The organism is Leclercia sp. GLN_9 (genome assembly GCF_043105735.1).
Classification (GTDB): Bacteria; Pseudomonadota; Gammaproteobacteria; order Enterobacterales; family Enterobacteriaceae; genus Enterobacter; species Enterobacter adecarboxylatus.
In genome coordinates, this window is the sequence record NZ_JBICLV010000017.1 from 477,410 (window position 1) to 498,245 (window position 20,836).

Genomic DNA, 20,836 nt, shown 5'->3' on the forward strand with positions numbered 1-20,836 from the left:
AGGGTTATCCCCTCTCCCTCAGGGAGAGGGGAAGAAAGCTACTCCTCGGCATCCTCCGCCACGCGCACGCCCACTTTGCGCACCGTGTTATCTTCTTTCTCTGCCACCGTCCAGATCATCCCGGCAAATTCCACCTGGTCACCCACCACCGGCGCGGCACCCAGCAGCTTCTGGACAATCTCGCCCAGCGTCTGCTGGTTATCGCGATACTCCAGCCCTTCCTCCAGGCCGTAGATCAACGCCACGTCGGCAAATTTGGCGCTGGCTTCGAGAATAAAATCACCAAAGAAGCGCTGATCCAGCGCCACCGGCGGCGACTGGCTGAACAGCTTGCCGAGGGCAGGGAGGTCATGCTCGCGGCCAATCACGCAGAGAATATCCCCTTCACGCAGCCGGGTGCTCCCGGTCGGGTGCAGCAGGGCGTTATCGCGGAACAGGGCAGCAATGCGCGTTTCGGCGGGCATATGCAGATCCCGCAGCGAGGCGCCCACGCACCACTTGTCGGCGCTGAGTTGATAGACAAACTGCTCCCACGGATTTTCCGGGTGGAGGTCCAGTCCTACGCGGGAGACCGGCCAACCCACCGGGGGAATGACGACCCTGGCTTTTTTCGCTGCCCACGACAGGGACGTACCCTGGAACAGCAGCGACACCAGTACCACGAAGAAGGCCACGTTAAAGAACAAACGGGCATTGTCCAGCCCGGCCATCATCGGGAATACCGCCAGGATGATCGGCACCGCGCCGCGCAGGCCAACCCAGCTGATAAACACCCGCTCGCGCAGGTTAAATCCCTTGAACGGTAGCAGCCCGACAAATACCGACAGCGGACGGGCAAAGAAGATCATCCATATCGACAGCAGCAGGGCCGGAACAGCAATCGGCAGCAGGTCCGACGGCGTAACCAGCAGCCCAAGCACCAGGAACATACCGATCTGCGCCAGCCAGGCGAGGCCATCGAAGTTTTGCAGAATGGCATAACGGTTGCGGATCGGGCGATTCCCCAGCAGGAAGCCGCACAGGTAGACCGCCAGAATGCCGCTGCCGTCCATTGCTGTGGTGAGGGCGAAAATCAAAATCCCGCCGCTCAGCGCCAGCAGCGGGTAAAGCCCGCCCGGTAACGCGATGCGGTTGATCATCTGTTGCAGCAGATAACCGCCAGCCAGGCCAATGATGATCCCCAGGCCAAACTGCTGAATGATGTGCCAGGCAAACATCCAGCTCAGGCTGGTCTCATGCTGCTGAATCATCTCAATCAGGGTAATGGTAAGAAACACGGCCATCGGGTCATTACTGCCGGATTCGATCTCAAGCGTTGAGCCGACACGCTCGTTCAGTCCTTTGCCGCCCAGCAGCGAGAAGACCGCTGCCGCATCGGTCGAGCCGACAATGGCGCCAATCAACAGCCCTTCCATGATATCCAGATGAAACAGCCACGCGGCCATCATCCCGGTCAGACCGGAGGTGATCAGTACCCCGACCGTTGACAGCGACAGGGCCGGGCCCAGCGCCACGCGAAACGAGCTGGCCTGGGTACGCATCCCTCCGTCCAGCAGGATCACCGCCAGCGCGAGGTTACTGATCATGTAAGCAAACGGGTAGTTGTCGAAGGGAATGCCTCCGACGCCATCAACGCCCGCCAGCATGCCGATGGCGAGGAAAATGACCAGAATGGGGATGCCGAGACGGGAAGAAAACGAACTCAATAAAATACTACAGGTTACAAGAACTGAACCCAGGATAAAAAGACTGATTATTGCTGCGGCATCCAATGTGTGCGTACTCCCTGCGTGACGCGATGACTGTTATTAAAACCCTAACATATTAATGCCGCTTATAACGCGCTAATCCGGCGCTTAAGCGGCTTTTTTTATGCTTTCATCACCGGATGCCCGCTCAGGGTTAAACAGGTCTTACCTGCGGCGTGAACAAGCGAAGCCTGCGCGCCGAGCGGCAGGGTGACGGTCTTTTGTTCATGGCCAAAATCGAGTCCACTGATAATCGGCACCGATACCCGGGAGCGCAGGTAATCGATCATGGTCGCCAGATCGTATCCGGCATCGTAATCATTGGCGGTCGCCCCGCTAAAACTGCCGAGCACGATCGCCTGCTGGCGGTCAAGAATGCCCGCATGGTGCAGTTGCAACAGCATGCGTTCAACGCGGAACGGGTGCTCATTGATGTCTTCCAGCACCAGGATGCCGTTCTCAATGGCGGGCAGCCAGGGGGTGCCGATCAACGACACAACCATCGCCAGATTGCCGCCCCACAACGGGCCTGTGCGTTCACACGCCGGGCCGTCGCCCTGCCACTCAACGGAATAGGTGCTGTTTTGCAGCGCGCGCCAGAAATGCTCCAGGGTAAAGGCGTTCAGCTCGGGCGCGCCGAAATTGCCCGCCAGCATCGGGCCGCTAAAGGTGATGACGTTGTGTAACGCCAGCAGGCCGAGCTGGATAACCGTGAAGTCGCTATGGCCACAAATCAGCAGCGGGTCCTGCTGCTGGCGTTCGGCCAGCCCCTGCCAGTCGATCTGCTCCAGCAGGCGGCTGGCACCGTATCCGCCGCGCACCGCCAGGACAATCTGGTTGGCACCTTCCAGGCGGGTAAGGGCGTTGATGTCGTTCAGTCGCTGCGTCTCGGTTCCGGCAAATCGTTGCTGGCGGCGGGGTATAATTGTCTGATTTTGCACCTGATGCCCGTCGTCCAGTAAACGTGCAACGCCCCGTTGGGCCGCTTCCTGATTAATGCAGTAACCTGATGGTGCGATGAGATGAACCTGAGACATGGCATTTCCTTGCTGACTTATAAATCTAAATGTATATATCATGCCGCCTGAGCGCATCCTTCATCAAGCGGAGGATAGGGTAATAGCGATGAATGACCATAAGGACAGATGACGTGAAATTAAGATGGTTTGCTTTTTTGATTGTGTTGCTTGCTGGATGCAGTTCGAAGCAGGATTACCAGAAACCGGAATGGAACCCGGAAGTCCCGGTGAAACGGGCGATGCAGTGGATGCCGATCAGCGAAAAAGCCGGTGAAGCCTGGGGCGTCAGCCCGCGTCTGGTGACCGCCATCATTGCGGTGGAGTCGGGCGGGAATCCGAATCTGGTCAGTAAATCGAATGCGGTGGGCCTGATGCAGCTGAAAGCCTCCACCGCGGGACGGGAGGTCTACCGGCATATGGGCTGGAGCGGCCAGCCGTCCACCAGTGAGCTGAAGAACCCGGAGCGCAATATCTCGATGGGCACCGCCTACCTGAGCATTCTGGAGCATGGGATCCTGAAGGGAATTGAAGATCCAGAGGTGATGCAGTATGCGCTGGTGGTCTCCTACGTTAACGGGGCAGGCGCGCTGCTGCGTACCTTCTCCTCCGATCGTAAAAAGGCGATTGCTGAGATTAACGATATGGACAAAGACGAATTCTTTGATCACGTCGTCAACAATCACCCCGCCCCGCAGGCACCGCGCTACATCTGGAAAGTCCAGAAGGCGATGGACGCTATGTAATCCGTTACCGGGCAGCCACGCGCTGCCCGGTCGCGTTTAACGCACCTTGTTGGCGCGCTCCCGCGCTTCACGCTCCAGCGAGTAGATAATTCGCTGCAGTTCACGCTCCGGGCCTGGCCCGACATTGAGAAAACGGAAGCTCAGACGCGGCGTGGTAATGGTTTCGTTTTTGCTGTCCACCACCTTACGTTCGCTCACCGTGATCAGCTGCGCATCAAAGAAGAAGCGACCCCAGCCGCCCATATCCAGTTCGATCTGCGAGAAACGCATCCCCTCGACCAACGCGTCTGGCTTCGCACTATCCATTAAGGCGCCCATGCCGCCGAGGGAGAGATCGTGCAGACGGAAACGAAGCACGCTTTTGTCCGGCATTTTGGCTTTGCAGAAGTAGGCCGGATGCAGCGGGGCATTGATACGGAAAAACTCCCGTCGCTGGATACACCACACCGATGCGGGCAACGAGGTGATAAAGGCGGGCAGCCCCTGCCAGGTTCCCTGTTCCAGTTGCGGCAGGTCGAACTCCACTTTCGCCCCCTGGGTGTCGGCGGCTACGGTAATGATGCCTGCGCGCAGTACCGAGCGGTTTTCGTACTCCTGACTGCCTAAATCCATCACCAGCCGCTCTGGCGTTGCATCCAGAATTTTGCTGATGAACTGGTTGTTCCCCCAACTGATGCGCACCGGCGTGTCTTGTTTTTGTAGATCGCGTAATACCCCTAGTACAGCCAGCGGATTAGTTTTCAGGAACTGCTCACTGTAATTACTCACGCCCCAGGGCTCCTTGATAGATGACAATCTGTGGATGCGTTATCGGCACTTGTCCGCGAAACTTAATACAAACCAGCAAATATTTTTTCGTCAGAGCCGTAATTAAGTCAGTGTACTCAAAATGGTTTTCTGGCTATTGCCTAAACTTAATTGACCTGCGCGGGCGGGTGTTCTGCGCAAGCTTAACTCTGCAAGAGGGCATCACTATGGGTATTATCGCCTGGATTATATTTGGTCTGATTGCTGGTGTTATCGCAAAATTCATCATGCCGGGACGGGATGGTGGTGGTTTTATTGTGACCTGTATCCTTGGGGTCGTAGGTGCGGTTGTCGGCGGCTGGCTGGCAACGATGTTTGGCATCGGCGGCACTGTATCCGGGTTTAACCTGCAAAGTTTCCTGGTCGCCGTGGTGGGCGCTATTCTCGTGCTGCTTATCTACAGAATGGTACGACGCGCCTGACCCACGTAAAACGGCTCTTAACTAAGAGCCGTTTTTTTTGGTGTCCCCCGTAATAATGCCGGGTAGCGGCTATGCCTTACCCGGCCTACGCATCACATCGCCTTACTGCCCGACACTTTTCTGCGTTTCTGCCGAATCATCATTCGCAGCTGGCTGTGAGCTGGCGTTGCCGCTGGTCGCCGGTGGCGTGGTGACTGACGGCTGATTGCTCGTGGCCGGTGGCGTGTTTGACGACGGCTGATCGGTTGTCGTTGGCGACGTTGTTGACGACGGTTGATCGGTCGTGGTCGATGGCGACGTTGTTGACGATGGTTGATCGGTCGTGGTCGATGGCGACGTTGTTGACGACGGTTGATCGGTTGTGGCCGGAGGCGTCGTTACCGAAGGCTGATCGCTTGTGGTCGATGGCGTTGTTGCCGCCGGTTGGTCAGTTGTGGTTGGCGCGCTATTCGCCGCCGGTTGATTACCGGTAGCCGCTGGGGCTGTGGTCGCTGGCTCATCATTCGCCGCAGGCTGTGTGGCTGGCAGCTTGTCGCAAGGGTTAGCCTGCGGACAAACCATATCCAGCATCTTCAGCGTCACGCCGTTAGTCCAGCCAAAGCCGTCCTGCAGCGGATATTCGCCACCGCCGCCACCCGTGCCGGTAGTGGAAACATCATATTTCTCCACCAGCTTCTGCTCACGATCGTAGGTATGCTGCACGTTAGTGAGGAAGCGCCAGGTGACGTCCATCGCCACTTTTTTATGCCCGTAGTTCTGCAAGCCTTCGGTGGCCACCCACTGCAACGGTGCCCAGCCGTTTGGCGCATCCCACTGCTGGCCGCTATTTACGGTCGTCGTGGAAATCCCCCCGGCTTTGATCAGCTGGGCCTCGGCGGCCGCAGCCGTTTTATCTGCCCGCTCCTGGGAAGCCGCCTTGACGTACAGCGGGAACAGCGCCGCAGCGGTCAGCTGATTACGCACCTGTTTGGTTTTCAGATCGTAATCCGCATACCAGCCCTCTTTTTCATTCCACAGATAGCGCTCCATCGCCTTCTGGCGATCGGACGCCAGACCCTCGTAGCGGCTGGCGGCAGCGCTATCGCCGCCATCCTGACTGGCCTTCGCCAGCAGTTTTTCCATCTTGAACATCAGGGCGTTCAAATCCACCGGCACGATGCTGGTGGTGCGGATCGTCCCCAGTTGCTGCGGATCGTCCATCCAGCGGGAGCTAAAGTCCCAGCCAGAGGCGGCAGCGGAGCGCAGATCGCGGTAGATCTCGGTCGCCGGGCGGCTGGGGTATTTTTTCGCGGTGTTGATGTCATCCAGCCAGGATTCCGGGCGTGGCGTATCGCGATTGTCCCAGTAGCGGTTAAGCACGGCACCATCGTCCAGCTTGACTACCCGCTGGCTGGACTGACCCGGCTGGAGGGCATCCACCCCTTCCATCCAGTAGGCGTACTCTTTTTCCATCTGAGGACGGTATTTTTTCAGCGCCTGGCTGTCGTGCGTCGCCAGCAGTTCCACCATCAGGGAGAAGAACGGCGGCTGGGAGCGGCTCAGATAGTAGCTGCGGTTCCCGTTGGGAATATGGCCCCAGCTGTCCAGCTCATAAGCAAAGTTATCGACCATGCTGGCGACCTTATCCCAGTGTCCACTCTCCGCCAGACCCAGCATGGTGAAGTAGCTGTCCCAGTAATAGATCTCCCGGAAACGTCCCCCCGGCACCACGTAAGGTTTAGGCAGCGGCAGCAGCGAATCCCACTTCCCGGCGCTGGAGGTGGTGCGCGTCAGCACCGGCCACAGGCCGTCGATATGCGCGCGCAGGCTCTGCCCGGCAGGCGGAACGTATTTTTCCTTTTCGGCTGGCAGGGTAAAGTTCACGTCGACAAAATGACGCAGGTCGAAGCCGGACTGTTTTCGCTGCATGTGGTAATCAGCGAGGATCGTCTGGGGATCGTTTTTCGGCACCGCATCGGCAAAGGTTTTCTGGTCAGGGAAGAGTTTCGCGGTTTGCACATCATTAAACAGGGGGCCAAACAGGATGTCAGGAGGTTGTTTCAAGCTGCCGGATGAGTCGTCCGCATAGCTCACGGCGGTGATGCCAAGCAGGATACCGCCAATCGCCAGCCGCAGGGTTGCGTGCCGTTGAGGTTTGATCATGGTTATTCTCCTTATATAGGCTGAACAGCGTGGCCGTTGTCATCAATCACCTGAAAACCTTAGACGAATCTCAGACAGTTCGCGTGTTGGATGTATCATTTTGCGTAAATACAGATTAATTACCGTTGCGTCTGAGAAGACCTTAAAATTGCGCGTAAATATATAATCGCCTTGCCGGGTTTTGCGGGAGAATATCCACTCATCGTAGGGCTTACGTTAAGCAAAAATAATAATTTCGTTGTGTGAAAAATAATTTCGCCGCGCCCTGTGGTAATGGCCAATAGCGCGGCACTCTACATTCGCCGTGCGAAGGGTAACGGCGAGAGGCAGGGCATCTCGGCCATCGAGAGAGTAGAAGTAAAAACAAACCGGCATGCAATGCGTGACGGCAAGTTTTTTTTCGCAACCTGCATTGGTATGTCCCCACTGTTTTTAACATTATGATGCTGAAGGCGACGCTATTCCCGGCAGGGTGTTGGCCGCTGTTAAATATCACCCTGCAAGTATTAGGCAGTCACCGCATGCCGTGCAGACTATTTTCCGGTTATTCACGTTCCTGGCTGCGCCGTTTTATTTCTTACGCCGCTAACATTTAAATTTTCTCGTCTCCATACGCAGAGAGGGAATAGCCGCTACGTTAGACGCGTCCGCGTTAACTATTATTTTGACCGAATGCCAGCCAGAGTGCCTTTACGGCCTGGCTGGCTTTCCACACCTGCACTACCTTCATAACTTAATGAGATAAAAGGGAGTGCCAATGAAATCATTACCTCTGACTATTCCAGCCCTGGTTTTACTGCTCGGCTGCGGGGCGAATAACTCTCCGCCGCAGGCACCCATCCCCGGTGAAAGCACCTCCGCCAAAATGCGTACTCTGGAAACGGGCGCCCAGGTTATCCAGTCCCGCCCGCCGGTGGAGGCGATCAGCGCCTATCTGGACGGCTTTCATTTTTACAGCGGGGATAAAAACGGGCAGATGGAAGCCCATCACTACGTGACGGTGCTCAATGAGGACGTCATGCAGGCGGTCATCTATGACGGCAATACCAAAGATGCCCGGCTGATGGGCGTCGAGTACATCATCAGTGAACGCCTGTTTAATACCCTGCCGCCGGAGGAGAAAAAGCTCTGGCACAGCCACCAGTATGAAGTGAAATCGGGCAGCCTTGTGGCCCCCGGCCTGCCTGCGGTGGCTGACAAGGCGCTGATGAGCAAAATCGTCAACACCTACGGCAAAACCTGGCACACCTGGCATACGGATCGCGACAAAACCCTGCCGCTCGGCATCCCGGCTCTGATGATGGGCTTTACCGGGGAGGGGCAACTCGACCCGGCGCTGCTGGCGGATCGCGACCGGCGTCTCGGGATAGACACCCAGGAGATTAAACGCCAGCGCGCCGATATCGTGGCTCGCCCGGTGGCAAGCGGTGCTAACGCCTGGGAGCGCGGCGAGCTCATTCAGCTTAAGCGCGTGCAGGGGAGCGGTGAGCACGGCCATGGCGACACCACGCATTTTGGCACGTCTGAGCAGAGCCAGCAGGCGCCATCACGTTGATGAGGAGGCGATATGAAGATTCATCACCTTAACTGCGGGTGTATGTGCCCGCTGGGCGGCGCATTTTACGACGGTTTTAGCAAGGGGCTGCATGCGCACCTGGTCTGCCACTGCCTGTTGATTGAAACCGATCGCGACGGGCTGGTGCTGGTGGATACCGGCTTCGGACTGGGCGACGTGCGGGAGCCATCCCGGCTGCCGGGCTTTTTCCGGGTGCTGAATAACATCCAGCGCCGCGAGTCGCTCACGGCACGCGCCCGGGTCGAGGCGCTGGGTTTTAGCGTGGCTGACGTCCGTCACATCATTCTGACGCACCTGGATTTCGATCATGCGGGCGGGCTGACGGATTTCCCCCATGCTCGCATTCACCTCATGCAGCAGGAGATCGATACGGCGCAACAGCGTCACAACTGGCTGCAGCGGGAGCGCTATCGCCCGGGGCAGTGGGGCGGCATCTCCGGCTGGGAGGGCTATCAGGCTCAGGGCGAGCGCTGGTTCGGCTTCGACGCGGTGACGGCGCTACGCGGGCTGCCGCCGGAGATTCTACTGGTGCCGCTGGCCGGGCACACACCGGGCCACGCGGGGATTGCCATCAGCCAGCCCCAGGGGTGGCTACTGCACGGCGGCGACGCCTGGTTTTACCGGGATGAGATGCGCCAGCCGCAGCGCCACTGTACCCCCGGACTGCGCTTTTATCAGTGGATGATGGCGATGGACAATGAGGCCCGGCGGCGGAACCAGCAGCGGCTGCGCGAGCTCTCCTGCGCCCACGATCATGACATTACTTTTTTCTGTAGCCATGATGCACGGGAACTTGAGAGCCTGGCGGCGCAGCCAAAACCGGCCTGAATACCGGAACTTAGGCGTGGCCTGCTTTGCGAAGAAGACGCTTAAAAATTATACTGGATATTTGAACAGGTGTTTGTATACTATTAGAGCAAATTACCCGAGTAATTTATGAGTGAGGGGTGAAACCTATGGTAATTCCTGTTGAAAATTTCCAGTCCCATGATCAGCTTGCCACCATCAGCAGCCGTGAAATCGCCAGGCTGACCGGCATTACCCATGCCGAGGTGAAGCGCATGGTGACGAGTCTGGAAACAGCGCAGCGTCTTTCGCAGCCGGTAACGGCCAGTCTGTACGAGCGCGAAGGTGAAACGCGGCAGGAGTTTTTGCTGAACAAACGAGACTCCCTGCTGACCGTTTCGCGCATCTCCCCGGGCTTTACGGCGGCCATGCTGGATCGCTGGCAGGAGCGTGAACGAAACGCCAATATCCCGGACTTCACTAATCCGGCGGCGGCGGCACGCGCCTGGGCCGAGCAGTATGAAAAATGCCATCGTGCCGAGGAGCAGCTTGCCCTTTGGGCGCCAAAGGCGGCGTTTTTTGACCAGTTCGTCAGGGTCAAGGAGTCAATGGGTTTTCGTCAGCTCTGTAAAATGCTCAAGGCTAAAGAGCCGCAGTTCCGCGAGTTCCTGCTGGAGCGCAATATCATGCAGCGCGTCGGCGGCAATCTGGTTCCGCCGCAGCACCATATCGACGCGGGCTATTTTACGCTGCACAGCGGCGTGGGCGAAAACCAGCACACCTGGTCTCAGGCGCGCTTTACCGCCCGCGGCGTGAAGTGGGTGGCCGATCTCTGGTCCAGACACCTTTCCACGCTGGCCATTAAGCTGCCCCGCGAGGAGCGCAGCGAAGGGAAAATGTCGCAGCAGAGCTGGCTGTAATCTCTGAAGTGAACCGGTCAGATCGCCTCTGGGGTCTGACTGGCTTCGCGTAACGCCCCTGGCGACTGGCCGACAATACGCTTAAACGCCCGGCTGAAGGCCGCCAACGATCCGTACCCCAGACGCAAGGCCACGGTCTCAATCGCCTGTTTCTCCTGGCCAATATACTGGATAGCCAGCCGCATCCGCAGCTCGGTCAGGTATTTCGCCGGGGTGGTGCCAGTCGCCGAAAGAAAACGTTCGGCAAACACCGACCGGGAGGTGCCTGCCTCCTTGGCCAGCGTCGCCACGCTCCAGTTGACCCCTGGTTGCTGGTGCATGGCGTAGATCGCCCGGCTGAGGCGCGGATCGCGCAGCACCTGGATCCAGCCGGTGGCTTTCCCACATCCGGCCTCGACCCAGCCGCGGACAATCAGCGCCGCCACGACGTCTGCCAGACGGGCGAGGATCCCGGCAAACCCCACCTGACGGGCCATCGACTCGCGCTCCATCGCCTCCAGCAGGGGATGGATCTCCGGCCAGGTGGTCATCAGGCGACTCACCATCATTACCTCCGGCATCGCTTTGATCAGCGGCTGCATCCCCCCGAGATCGAAATCCATACACCCGCTGAATATCACCACGTTGTCACTGTCCGGGCACGGCTCGCAATGGATATCGCATACGCTGTTGCAGATCGGCTCGCTGGGAAATGCCGAGACTGGCGTTACCGCTGCATCATCCCCCGAGAGCAGGGCGTGTGCATCGCCGTTGGGAATAAACACCGCATCGCCGCTGTTCAGCGCGAAACGCGCCCCGCTGTGCATCCGCAATACCGCCGGACCGCGGCTGATAAAGTGAAACTGGGCTTTCCCCGGGGCCGCGCCGAAGGCCACACCGAAGGGCGTGCTGGCCTCTATCCGACGGTATTTCACTCCTGACAGACGCATTCCGCGCAGCAGTTCACTGATCAGATCAGGCGACTTAATCGTCATTTCTCTCTTCCCGGACGAATAATCAATAAGTGGAGATTATATGTCATAGATCGTCCGTGATGAACTCCCTATGCTTTGCGACATACATCACATTTTTATAACCGGAGAGTAACAGATGCATTCATCCATCGTCGCAAACGAGGCCAGCGCACCGGCCAGACCCGCCTGGCGTGCGGTCTGGTCGCTGGGGCTGGGCGTCTTTGGCCTGATCATCGCCGAGTTCCTGCCTGCCAGCCTGCTCACGCCGATGGCGGCCAGCCTCGGCGTCAGCGAGGGCGTAGCCGGGCAATCGGTGACCGCTACCGCGCTGGTGGCGCTGGTCACCGGCCTGCTGATCACCTCTGCCACCAAAAGCATCGACCGCCGCTGGGTGCTGATGTTTTTTTCGGTGCTGCAAATCATCTCCAGCCTGATGGTCGCCTTCGCGCCGTCCCTGCATGTCCTGCTGATGGGGCGCTTGCTGCTGGGCGTGGCCATTGGCGGCTTCTGGGCGATGTCCACCGCTACTGCGATGCGGCTGGTTCCCGCCAGCGATGTGCCGAAGGCGCTGGCGATCATCTTCTCAGGCGTCTCGATTGCCACCGTGGTAGCCGCGCCGCTGGGCAGCTATCTCGGCAGCCTGATCGGCTGGCGCAACGTCTTTATCCTCTGCGTGGTGCCCAGCGCGCTGGCGCTGCTGTGGCAGCTGTGGGTACTGCCGTCCATGCGCCCGGAGAACAGCGGCAACCTGAGTACCCTGTTGCGGGTGCTGCGTCGTCCGGGAATGATTGGCGGCCTGCTGGCCACCATTCTTATCTTCAGCGGGCATTTCGCCTTCTTTACCTATCTGCGTCCGTTCCTTGAGACGGTAGGGCAGGCCAGCGTTGAAACCATTTCGCTGATCCTGCTGGGCTTTGGCGTGGCGAACTTCGTCGGAACCTCTATTGCCGGGCATCTGCTGGCGCGCAACCTGCGTCTTACGCTGGCGCTGGTGCCGTTTGCGATGGGGATCCTCGCCTTGCTGATGGTGACCTTTGGTCATCTGGCGCTGGTTGACGGCCTGCTGGTGAGCCTGTGGGGCTTTGCCTTCGGTCTGGTGCCGGTGGGCTGGTCCACCTGGCTGGCGACGACAGTGACGGACGAGGCCGAAAGCGCAGGCGGCCTGATGGTCGCTTCGATCCAGCTGGCGATAAGCGCCGGTGCGGCAGGGGGCGGGGCGGTCTTTGATCTCAATGGCGCCAGCGGGGTATTTACCGCCAGCGGCGTGCTGCTGCTGGCAGCGATGGTGATGGTGTTTGCCGGAGTAAAGGTGAAGCCGGTAGCGGCAGAGTAATGCAACGCTGAACACCGTCCTCTCTCAGGGGAGAGGACGGTGTAAATCATCAGGCCTGTTGCGCGGTTTTTTTCATCGGAATGAGTGAAATAACAAACGCGCCCAGTACCAGGAACCCGGCCACCATAAAGATCCCGGCGTTGAAGTTGCCGGTGAGGTCTTTCATCATCCCCATCAGCAGCGGCCCCAGCGCGGCACCGGTCATCCCGGTGGCGTTAATCACCGCGATACCCAGCGCGCGGGCGCGGAGTGAAATAGCGCGGTCCGGTGTGGTCCAGAAGATCACCATGGCGGCAAAGGCACCTGACGAGGCCATGACGATCCCCATGAACTGCAGCATCGGATCGCTGCTGGTGGCGGTCAGGATCCAGCCTGCGGCGGCAAACAGGTACGGCAGCAGGGTGTGGACTTTACGCTCGTTACGCTTGTCGGAACGCTTACTCCACCAGATCATCGCCACAATGGTACACACTTGTGGGATGGCGCTCAGGATCCCGATGGTGACGTTACTGCTCTCCTGGCTGATGCTGCGCAGGATCAACGGCGTCCAGACGCTGAGGGCGCTCAGGGTGTTGGTCAGGCAGAAGTAGGCGAGGGTGTAGAGCATGATGGTTGGGGTAAAGAGTTCCCGCATCAGGCTGCCTTGCTTCGGTGCCAGCGCGGCCTGCTCTCGCTGTTTGGTGCTCAGGGCGTTGAGGCGATCCGCCTCCAGCATCTCCTTCAGACAGGCCTTGTCGTCGCTGGTCAGCCAGCGGGCTTTATCCGGGCTGTCGTCCAGCCAGAACCACACCACCAGACCGAGGATCACCGACGGGAAGCCTTCCAGCAGGAACAGCCACTGCCAGCCCTTCAGATTCATCACGCCATCGAGGTTAAGAATATACCCCGAGGCCACGGAACCCAGCGCCATCGTGACCGGCATCGCAATCATAAACAGGGCGTTGGCGCGGGCGCGGTAGTGCGCCGGGAACCAGAAGGTTAAATAGAGCAGCAGGCCTGGCAGGAAGCCCGCTTCGGCGATCCCCACCAGCATGCGCAGCACATACAGGCTGTTAGGGCCGGTGGCGAACATGGTGGCGGTAGACGCAATCCCCCACACCACCATCAGGATGGCGATCCAGCGACGGGCGCCCACCCTGCTGAGCATCATGTTGCTGGGGATCCCGCAGATAACATACATCACGTAAAACAGGGTCGTGGCCAGACCAAACATGGTGCTGGTGAGGCCCAGATCTTTGCCCATCGTCAACCCGGCAAAGCCGATGTTGATCCGATCCAGATACGAGAAGACGAACAGAATGAATAAAAACGTGATCAGCCTGCGGAATAACTTTTTGATCACCCGCTGCTGGCGCGGATCGAGCGTGACGTCTGCAGGCGCAGGAGGAGCCAGCACGTCAGTGCGTGTCTGTTCCATCGATGGACTGTCGTTCATGAAATGCTCCACATTGCGTTAATCGGTAATAACAACCCAGGACGTGTTATGCCAGGGCATTACCTCAGCCCACCCAACGTCAACACGTGCGCTAACGTATAGGAAAGCGCACATATGGACGTCAATGTTATGTTTAAAAAATGATACGCATTTGTTAATCACGTAGCGTTTTTGAATCATAATGCGATATCGATCGGCTTTCGTGGCGCGCAGGTAATAAGAGAAGCCCTTGCCGGGTGTGAAGAGGCTATAGCGGGCGGGCAATAGCGGGTATAATTGCGATCATTGCATCACTTCTGGAACGTCATTTAATGAGTCAAACCACTACATCGTCAGACAGCGGGGCCACGTTTCACCGCGAAGAGTTCCCGTTCTACTGGATCGTTAATGTCTATGCGCGCTATACGCAAGTTATGGAAATTACGCTAAAAAAGGCGCAGCTCGATGTTTCCCGCTTTCGGGTGCTGATGATTACCGGGCAGTACGGTAAAGCCAGCATCTCGCAAATCTCTGAATATGCGATGGCCAAAATGCCCACCGTCACCAAAATTGTCGGTCGCCTGCGTGATGACGGCCTGGTGACCACCGCCAGCAGCGTACAGGATGCGAGGGTAACCGAGGTGATGCTGACCGATGCCGGACGTGAAAAAGTGGCCGAAGCGCACCGTCTTGTCAGCAAGGTTTTCGAGAAAGGTTTCAAGGGCATGACCGCCGCCCAGATGGAAAAAATGAACCTCTCCCTGGCAAAGGTACTGGATAACCTCAACGAGCTTTGAGGGTGCCGAAGAGAGAATTGCGGTTTTGTGACAGCCTTAAAAATTCCAGATAATGCAATATAAAACAACAGGTTAATTTTAGGCCGCGCCGATCTTCAGCGCGGCTTTTTTTTTATTTCCACGCCCGCTTTATTGTTATTTATCATCACCATACCCCCCATTTCCACAAGTGTTATAAAAATGTTTCCATGTTATTTTTACGTAAAATTAACGTGAAATATTACTTGAATATTCATCTAAATCTTCCATGATTGACCTGAGTTCACGTGGGTTGAATCGCAGCGAAGACTGCCCCGCCCAAATATGATTCATTTTTTCTGGTTAAGGTGCGAATTATGCAGCCGGTTACTGAGAGCAATGGTTATGTAGAACGATTTACCCTGGGCGAGGGCGACCTCTGCTTCGCGGTTAAAGACACCCTCGACATCGCAGGCTTCCCGACCCGCGCTGGCTGCCCGGCCCTGGCCGCAAACCCGCCAGCCGAACAGCATGCCGGGGTGGTAAAAACGCTGCTCGGACAGGGCTGCATCCTGACCGGAAAGACTACCCTGCACGAACTGGCGTTTGGCGTTACCGGGATAAATCCCTGGAGCGGCACGCCGGTGAACCCCCATTTTCCTGAGCTGATCCCCGGCGGCTCCTCCAGCGGCTCGGCTGCGGTGGTGGCCTCGGGCGAGGTGGATTTCGCCCTCGGCACCGACACCGGCGGCTCGGTGCGGATGCCCGCCGCCTGCTGCGGGATCCTCGGTTTAAAACCGACGTACGGCACGCTGAGTCGTGCAGGCGTCATGCCAGCTCACAGCTCGCTGGACTGCGTGGGTATCTTCGCCCGCCATACCGACGTCCTGCGCCAGGTGCTGGCCCGTCTTGACCTTCCGGTGAATGCACCGCTGGCAACGCTGCCTGCCGTCGGCTTTATCCTGACAGCTACCCTTGAAATTGACACCCTGCTGTTGAACGCCCTGGCGCAACGGGGCCTCTGTCCGCAGCAGGTTGAGCTGCCCCTGTTGGGCGATGCTCATCGCGCCGGGCTGACGGTCATCAGCCATGAAAACTGGCAGGCGTTTAGCCCGTTACTGCGCAACGCAAGCATTTCCGCCGACGTGGCCGCCCGCATTCGCGCAGGGGAAAGCATTGATGCCGATGCCCTGCACACCGCAGAGGCCATCCGCCAGAGATTTACCGCCCAGGTGGATGCTCAGCTGGCGAAAACCCCGCTGCTGGCGCTGGCAACCCTGCCGGAGCTGCCACCGACTCTGGAAGAGGCGAAGGACCCGCTCAGCGTGGTGAACCTGACCCGGCTGGTGCGCCCATTTAACCTTAGCGGCCACCCGGCGCTGACCCTGCCGATGGGTGAACTTCAGGGGCGTCCGGTGGCGCTCCAGCTGGTTGCCACCAAAGGGCAGGAGGGCCTGCTGATCCAGGCCGCCGAATGGCTGGCTGAACGACGACGCCGCTAACCATCCCGTTTTGCCGAATACCGTTTTCACAATAACTCAGTGAGTACCACTCATTGCGGCAGCGCTCGTCTTTTGCGGGCCGCACACTCTTTTCGGGAGGAAGCTATGTCAGCCGTTCATGTTCGTGAGGAACTCGTTCCACTGCTGAAGGACGTTGCGGCCCGCAGCGCCGATTTCGAGCAACAGCGCCATATCTCTGACGACATCATCGCCCGGTTTAAGCAGATTGGCGTCTACCGGGCGCTCGTCCCCAAAGCCTACGGCGGCGAGGAGTGCTCCCCGGCGCAGTTCTGCGAGCTTATCGAGCAGATCGCGACCGCCGATGGCTCCGCAGGCTGGGTGGCCAGCTTTGGTATGAGCCCGTTTTACCTCGGCGCGCTGCCGCCGGACACCCTGAAAGCACTTTACCGCGACGGCCCGGACGTGGTTTTTGCTGGCGGTATCTTCCCGCCGCAGAAAGCGGTGCTGGCCGACGGCGGCTATCGCGTCAGTGGCCGTTGGGGATTCGCCAGCGGCAGTATGGGAGCCTCGGTATTTGGCGTCGGCATCCTGCCGGAAAGCGGCGAACCCCTGCCGCGGATGGCGGTCCTGCCGCGCGACAGCGTGCAGATCGACCCGGTATGGAACACCGTAGGCCTTGCCGGAACCGGCAGCCACGATCTGGTTGTCAACGATGCGTTTGTGCCGCAGGAGTGGACCTTCGTGCGCGGCGGTGCCCTTAACCTCGACGGCGCGCTCTATCGCTATCCGGTGCTCTCTCTTGCTACCCAGGTGCTCTCGGTGGTGGCGCTCGGCGTGGCCCGCGCCGCGCTCAACGAAATTTACACCATTGCCCATCGCCAGCAGTCCGTCACGGGTGCCCCGCGGCTGGCCGACCGCCCCCAGGCGCAGATGCAAATTGCCCGCTGCGAAGCGGATTTGCGCTCCGCCCGGGCCTGGTTCTACGACGCCATCGACGATGTCTGGCAGTGCATTCTTGCCGGGGATGAACCCGCCTGCGAGCAGATCAACGCCCTGCGATTGTCCTCCACCCACGTTACTCGCGTGGCCGCCGAAGTCACCCGCCAGGCGCTGGCGCTGAACGGCATGGGCGGCATCACCATGACAAGCCCCCTGCAACGCTACGTGCGCGACACCCTGGTGATCACCCAGCACGCCTTTATGGGCGACCTCTCTTATCTCAACGCCGGTACGGTCTACTTCGGTGGCCAACCTCTGCCGGGTTATTTGTAATTTTGACCAAAGGAGCAACAGATGAGCCAGACAACAACCTTACGCGTGCTGTTTTGCATCGGCGTGAACCAGAACTTCTTTGATGCCACCCCGGCAGAAGCCAAACAGGTGTGGGGCGCTTTCGGCGTGATGATGAAAGGTATCGACGAAACCCAGGGCATCCGCGTGATCGGCAACATGGACGACGACCGTCTGATGGTCGGCCCCTCCACCGCCTCGCCGTGGACCACCTACGTGCTGGCCGATGCCGACAATCTCGACAGCGTGGTGGCTGCCTGCAACCTGTTCCGCACCACCCCGGTGGGCGACGGCGAGAGCAAGCTGTGGAAGTACTGCAAGATCGAAGCTCGCGTCGGTCGTGAACTGATTATTCAGTAACGGAGCAGATGATGAACCCACAGGATGCGCTGCGTTTACAGCAGCTTGAGGATCAGCAGGCTGCCCGGATCTGTATCAGCAACTACATGCATTTGTGCGATCGGCTGGACAGCATGGAGCGGGTACAGGCCATCGGCGCGCTGTTCAGTGCAGACGCCTGCTGGGAAGGGGTGGGTGAGCCTTACGCCACCCGGCTGGGCAAGCATCAGGGGCGCGAGGCGATTATGGCGATGATGGCGAGCTATGTCCGCCAGCCTGCGCACTTCGCCCTGAATGCCCACTTTTTGTGTTCCGAAGCGCTGTATCAGGATGCCGACGGCAAGCTTCATGGCCGCTGGATGATGCTGCAAACCTCCGCGTTCAATGCCGGAGGCGCACACCTGAATGCCGCAGAGATCGAGATTGTTTTCCGTCGCGAGGCGGGTGAGATGACCATCCACCATTTCACTACCCGCAACCTGTTCAGCAGGCCGGTGAGCCACTGGCATGCGGCGGATGCGTTACCGGTACCTGACAAAAATTAGAACCTCGACGACGAGCAGGAGAAAGATTATGCAGTGTGACCACATCATCAATGTCAAAAATATCGATACCACGGCGCAGCCGGCACCGGGCCGCGAAGAGATTGCCGCCCTGGTACAACCCGATCGCGTCCACACCTCGCTCTACACCTCTGAGGAACTGTTCCAGCTGGAGCTGGATCGTATTTTCACGAAGACCTGGGTCTGGGTTGCGCACGTCAGCGAAATCCCGGAAACCGGCAGCTTCAAAACTACCGAGATTGGCACCCAGCCGGTGATCGTGGTGCGCGACCGCAAGGGCACCATTCACACCCTGCTGAACCGCTGCCGCCACCGCGCCGCTACCGTCTGCGAACACCGCACCGGCAAAACCAACAGCTTCGTCTGCCCGTATCACGGCTGGGGCTACGCCCTCGATGGGAGCCTGCGCGGCGTGCCGCACCCGGAAAGCTATGCCGACCAGCTGGAGAAAAACGAACTGGGGCTGGTGTCGCTGCGCACCGAGCAGTACGCGGGCATGGTCTTCGCCACCTTTAACGAACAGATCGAACCGCTGGAGGATTTCCTCGGTGCGGCGAAAAAATGGATGGATCTGTTTATGAAGCAGGGGGCGGGCTACCCGATCAAAACCGGGCCTGCGCACCGCTTCCGCTTCCCCGGCAACTGGAAAATCCAGCTCGAGAACACCACGGACGGCTACCACTTCCCGGTGGTGCATCGCTCCTTCCTGAGTTCGGTAGATAAGCAGACTGAAGAGATGCTGAACTTCGTCGACGGCAGCGGCTACGTCGAAGATCTCGGCAACGGCCACAGCGTGATGGTGATGATCCCCGAGCTGGTGGATCTGGAGGCCAACCTCGACGCGCCGATCCCGGAACGCTTTATCGGGCTGGCTGAAGAACTGCGCAAAGAGCACGACGAAGCGCAAGTGCGTCGCATCGTGCGGGCGGTGGGCGGCTCCGGTTTCAACCTTAACCTGTTCCCGAACATTGCCTGCTCCATGGCCTTCTTCCGGGTGTTGCAGCCGGTGTCGGTGATGGAAACCGAAATTCACCACGCGGTGATCACCATGGACGGCGGGCCAGAGATTGCCAACCAGGCGCGTCTGCGTCTGCACGAACACTTCCAGGGGCCGATGGGCTTTGGCACCCCGGATGACTCCGAAGCCTGGGAGCGCGTTCAGCGCGGGGCCACCGCAGGGGATGACCTGTGGATCATGCTCAACCGCGGCCTGGCCGGGGAATACCGCACCGATGACGGTCTGCGCAGCGACGTCAGCGCCGAAACCGGCATGCGTGCGGCCTACCAGCAGTGGAAAAAATTGATGACGGAGAGCGAAAAATGATGACCCCCGATTCTGTCCTGTTTGCGGCCATGTCCGTAATCAACCTGGAAGGCGATCTGCTTGACCAGGGCGAGTTCAATGCCTGGCTGGATCTGTGGCAGCACGACGGCCTGTACGTGGTACCCATCGACCCGAATGAGCAGGATTTCAAAAACACCCTCAACTACGCCTGCGACGATCACCATATGCGCGAGCGCCGGGTGAAGCGTCTGTACAGCGGGGAGTCGATCTCCACCACGCCGCGCGCCAGAACGCTGCGCACCCTGTCACGCTTCCGTCTGCTGGAATCCCGCGAGGATCTGATTGTGGTGCGGGGGGCGCAATCCCTGTGGGAACACCGCAAAGGGCACAGCCGCCACTACGCCGCGGATATCACCTGGCACCTGTTGCCCAAAGACGGCAGGTTGCTGATTGCCCAGAAAGTGATCCGGCTGGTCAACAGCGACGATGTGCTGCACAGCATCGGTTACATCCTCTGAGGAGCCATTGATGACGCAAACCGTATTAGTGACCGGCGCAGCCGCCGGTCTGGGCAATGTCATTGCCACCAGCCTGTTGAAGCAGGGCTACCAGGTGGTGCTGACCGATGTCGATGCCACCCGAGCCCGCGAAGCCGCGGCGCGCCTTGATGACGGTCAGGACAGGGTGCTGGCGCTGGGGCTGGATATCTGCCAGCCCCAGGATTTCACGGACGCACTGGACGCGACCATTACCCGCTTCGGCAGCCTGGACGTGCTGGTAAACAACGCTGCGCTGACCCTCGCTACCCCGGTAATGGAGATCGCCGTGGAGGAGTTCGACCGGGTGATTGCCACCAACCTGCGCGGCACCTTTGTCGGCTGCCAGACCATGGGGCGTTACTTCGCCACACGCGGCTACGGCCGCATCATCAACCTGGCGTCACTGGCGGGGCAGAACGGCGGCACGGCCTCCGGTGCCCACTATGCGGCCTCGAAGGGCGGCATCCTGACCCTGACCAAAATCTTTGCCCGCGAGCTGAGCAAATCCGGCGTGACGGTCAATGCCATTGCGCCGGGGCCACTGGATCTCCCGATGGTTCACGCCCTGGTGCCGGAAGAGAAGATGGCCGGGCTGTTGCAGATGATCCCGGTGGGCACGTTAGGTGAAGCAGAGTTTGTTGCCCAGGCCGTGGCCTTGCTGGCGTCACCGCAGGCGTCGTTTGTCACCGGGGCGACCTGGGACATCAACGGCGGTCTGTTTATGCGTTAAGGAGTCAAC

General features: G+C 59.1%; 19 protein-coding genes and 1 pseudogene. 14 read left to right on the forward strand and 6 right to left on the reverse strand.

Annotation, left to right across the window (positions count from 1 at the left end):
• Nucleotides 1–38: 38 nt before the first annotated feature.
• Nucleotides 39–1,772: a potassium/proton antiporter gene (locus ACF8PE_RS13080; protein ID WP_032611445.1), complete on the reverse strand. Its 1,734-nt coding sequence runs from the start codon at nt 1,770–1,772 to the stop codon at nt 39–41.
• Between the two features lie 98 nt (nt 1,773–1,870).
• On the reverse strand, nt 1,871–2,785 hold the full coding sequence (gene ldcA, locus ACF8PE_RS13085) for a muramoyltetrapeptide carboxypeptidase (protein WP_392494961.1): 915 nt from the start codon (nt 2,783–2,785) through the stop codon (nt 1,871–1,873).
• 113 nt (nt 2,786–2,898) lie between these two features.
• Between ldcA and emtA the strand changes: the two genes are divergently transcribed.
• Complete coding sequence (gene emtA / locus ACF8PE_RS13090) at nt 2,899–3,510, forward strand: membrane-bound lytic murein transglycosylase EmtA (RefSeq protein WP_032611441.1); 612 nt, start codon at nt 2,899–2,901, stop codon at nt 3,508–3,510.
• Between the two features lie 36 nt (nt 3,511–3,546).
• On the opposite strand, the gene ACF8PE_RS13095 is transcribed toward emtA, so the two are convergent.
• Nucleotides 3,547–4,278, reverse strand: coding sequence for a flagellar brake protein (locus ACF8PE_RS13095; protein WP_032611439.1), 732 nt, complete (start codon nt 4,276–4,278; stop codon nt 3,547–3,549).
• 206 nt (nt 4,279–4,484) lie between these two features.
• On the opposite strand from ACF8PE_RS13095, the gene ACF8PE_RS13100 reads away from it, so the two are divergent.
• Nucleotides 4,485–4,739 carry a GlsB/YeaQ/YmgE family stress response membrane protein gene (locus tag ACF8PE_RS13100; RefSeq protein WP_032611437.1) on the forward strand — a complete coding sequence of 85 codons (255 nt, stop codon included), beginning with the start codon at nt 4,485–4,487 and terminating at the stop codon, nt 4,737–4,739.
• A 471-nt stretch (nt 4,740–5,210) separates the two neighbouring features.
• Here ACF8PE_RS13100 and treA read toward each other — a convergent pair.
• Nucleotides 5,211–6,881, reverse strand: a pseudogene (gene treA, locus ACF8PE_RS13105) (alpha,alpha-trehalase TreA); the annotation flags it as partial.
• A gap of 757 nt (nt 6,882–7,638) precedes the next feature.
• Here treA and ACF8PE_RS13110 point away from each other — a divergent pair.
• From ACF8PE_RS13110 to ACF8PE_RS13120, 3 genes are all read left to right on the forward strand, one after another.
• Nucleotides 7,639–8,436: an OBAP family protein gene (locus ACF8PE_RS13110; RefSeq protein WP_392494962.1), complete on the forward strand. Its 798-nt coding sequence runs from the start codon at nt 7,639–7,641 to the stop codon at nt 8,434–8,436.
• A gap of 12 nt (nt 8,437–8,448) precedes the next feature.
• The gene (locus ACF8PE_RS13115) at nt 8,449–9,285 is read left to right on the forward strand and encodes an MBL fold metallo-hydrolase (protein ID WP_151585078.1); all 837 of its coding nucleotides are present in this window, start codon (nt 8,449–8,451) and stop codon (nt 9,283–9,285) included.
• 128 nt (nt 9,286–9,413) lie between these two features.
• Entirely contained in the window at nt 9,414–10,163 is a 750-nt protein-coding gene (locus ACF8PE_RS13120; protein WP_392494963.1) for a phage antirepressor KilAC domain-containing protein, read from the forward strand.
• 17 nt (nt 10,164–10,180) lie between these two features.
• On the opposite strand, the gene ACF8PE_RS13125 is transcribed toward ACF8PE_RS13120, so the two are convergent.
• Entirely contained in the window at nt 10,181–11,137 is a 957-nt protein-coding gene (locus tag ACF8PE_RS13125) for an AraC family transcriptional regulator (RefSeq protein ID WP_155166962.1), read from the reverse strand.
• 115 nt (nt 11,138–11,252) lie between these two features.
• On the opposite strand from ACF8PE_RS13125, the gene ACF8PE_RS13130 reads away from it, so the two are divergent.
• Nucleotides 11,253–12,449, forward strand: a complete 1,197-nt coding sequence (locus ACF8PE_RS13130; protein ID WP_032611428.1) for an MFS transporter — start codon at nt 11,253–11,255, stop codon at nt 12,447–12,449.
• Nucleotides 12,450–12,498: 49 nt separating this feature from the next.
• On the opposite strand, the gene hpaX is transcribed toward ACF8PE_RS13130, so the two are convergent.
• On the reverse strand, nt 12,499–13,884 hold the full coding sequence (gene hpaX / locus ACF8PE_RS13135; protein WP_059349897.1) for a 4-hydroxyphenylacetate permease: 1,386 nt from the start codon (nt 13,882–13,884) through the stop codon (nt 12,499–12,501).
• Between the two features lie 311 nt (nt 13,885–14,195).
• Here hpaX and ACF8PE_RS13140 point away from each other — a divergent pair, with 311 nt between their 5' ends.
• From ACF8PE_RS13140 to ACF8PE_RS13175, 8 genes are all read left to right on the forward strand, one after another.
• Entirely contained in the window at nt 14,196–14,660 is a 465-nt protein-coding gene (locus ACF8PE_RS13140) for a MarR family winged helix-turn-helix transcriptional regulator (protein WP_032611424.1), read from the forward strand.
• Between the two features lie 335 nt (nt 14,661–14,995).
• Nucleotides 14,996–16,120: an amidase gene (locus ACF8PE_RS13145; protein WP_392494964.1), complete on the forward strand. Its 1,125-nt coding sequence runs from the start codon at nt 14,996–14,998 to the stop codon at nt 16,118–16,120.
• A gap of 105 nt (nt 16,121–16,225) precedes the next feature.
• On the forward strand, nt 16,226–17,353 hold the full coding sequence (locus ACF8PE_RS13150) for an acyl-CoA dehydrogenase family protein (protein WP_059307670.1): 1,128 nt from the start codon (nt 16,226–16,228) through the stop codon (nt 17,351–17,353).
• A 21-nt stretch (nt 17,354–17,374) separates the two neighbouring features.
• The gene (locus tag ACF8PE_RS13155) at nt 17,375–17,731 is read left to right on the forward strand and encodes a hypothetical protein (protein WP_032611415.1); all 357 of its coding nucleotides are present in this window, start codon (nt 17,375–17,377) and stop codon (nt 17,729–17,731) included.
• 8 nt (nt 17,732–17,739) lie between these two features.
• A complete protein-coding gene (locus ACF8PE_RS13160; RefSeq protein WP_392494965.1) occupies nt 17,740–18,255 on the forward strand; it encodes a nuclear transport factor 2 family protein in 516 nt (171 codons plus the stop codon).
• Between the two features lie 28 nt (nt 18,256–18,283).
• Nucleotides 18,284–19,597, forward strand: a complete 1,314-nt coding sequence (locus ACF8PE_RS13165; RefSeq protein ID WP_144882879.1) for a Rieske 2Fe-2S domain-containing protein — start codon at nt 18,284–18,286, stop codon at nt 19,595–19,597.
• Nucleotides 19,597–20,076 (forward strand): aromatic-ring-hydroxylating dioxygenase subunit beta, encoded by a 480-nt coding sequence (locus tag ACF8PE_RS13170; protein ID WP_059309093.1) that lies wholly within the window; start codon nt 19,597–19,599, stop codon nt 20,074–20,076. Before ACF8PE_RS13165 ends, ACF8PE_RS13170 begins: the two co-directional genes overlap by 1 nt.
• A gap of 10 nt (nt 20,077–20,086) precedes the next feature.
• Entirely contained in the window at nt 20,087–20,827 is a 741-nt protein-coding gene (locus ACF8PE_RS13175) for an SDR family NAD(P)-dependent oxidoreductase (protein ID WP_155166957.1), read from the forward strand.
• Nucleotides 20,828–20,836: the final 9 nt, after the last annotated feature.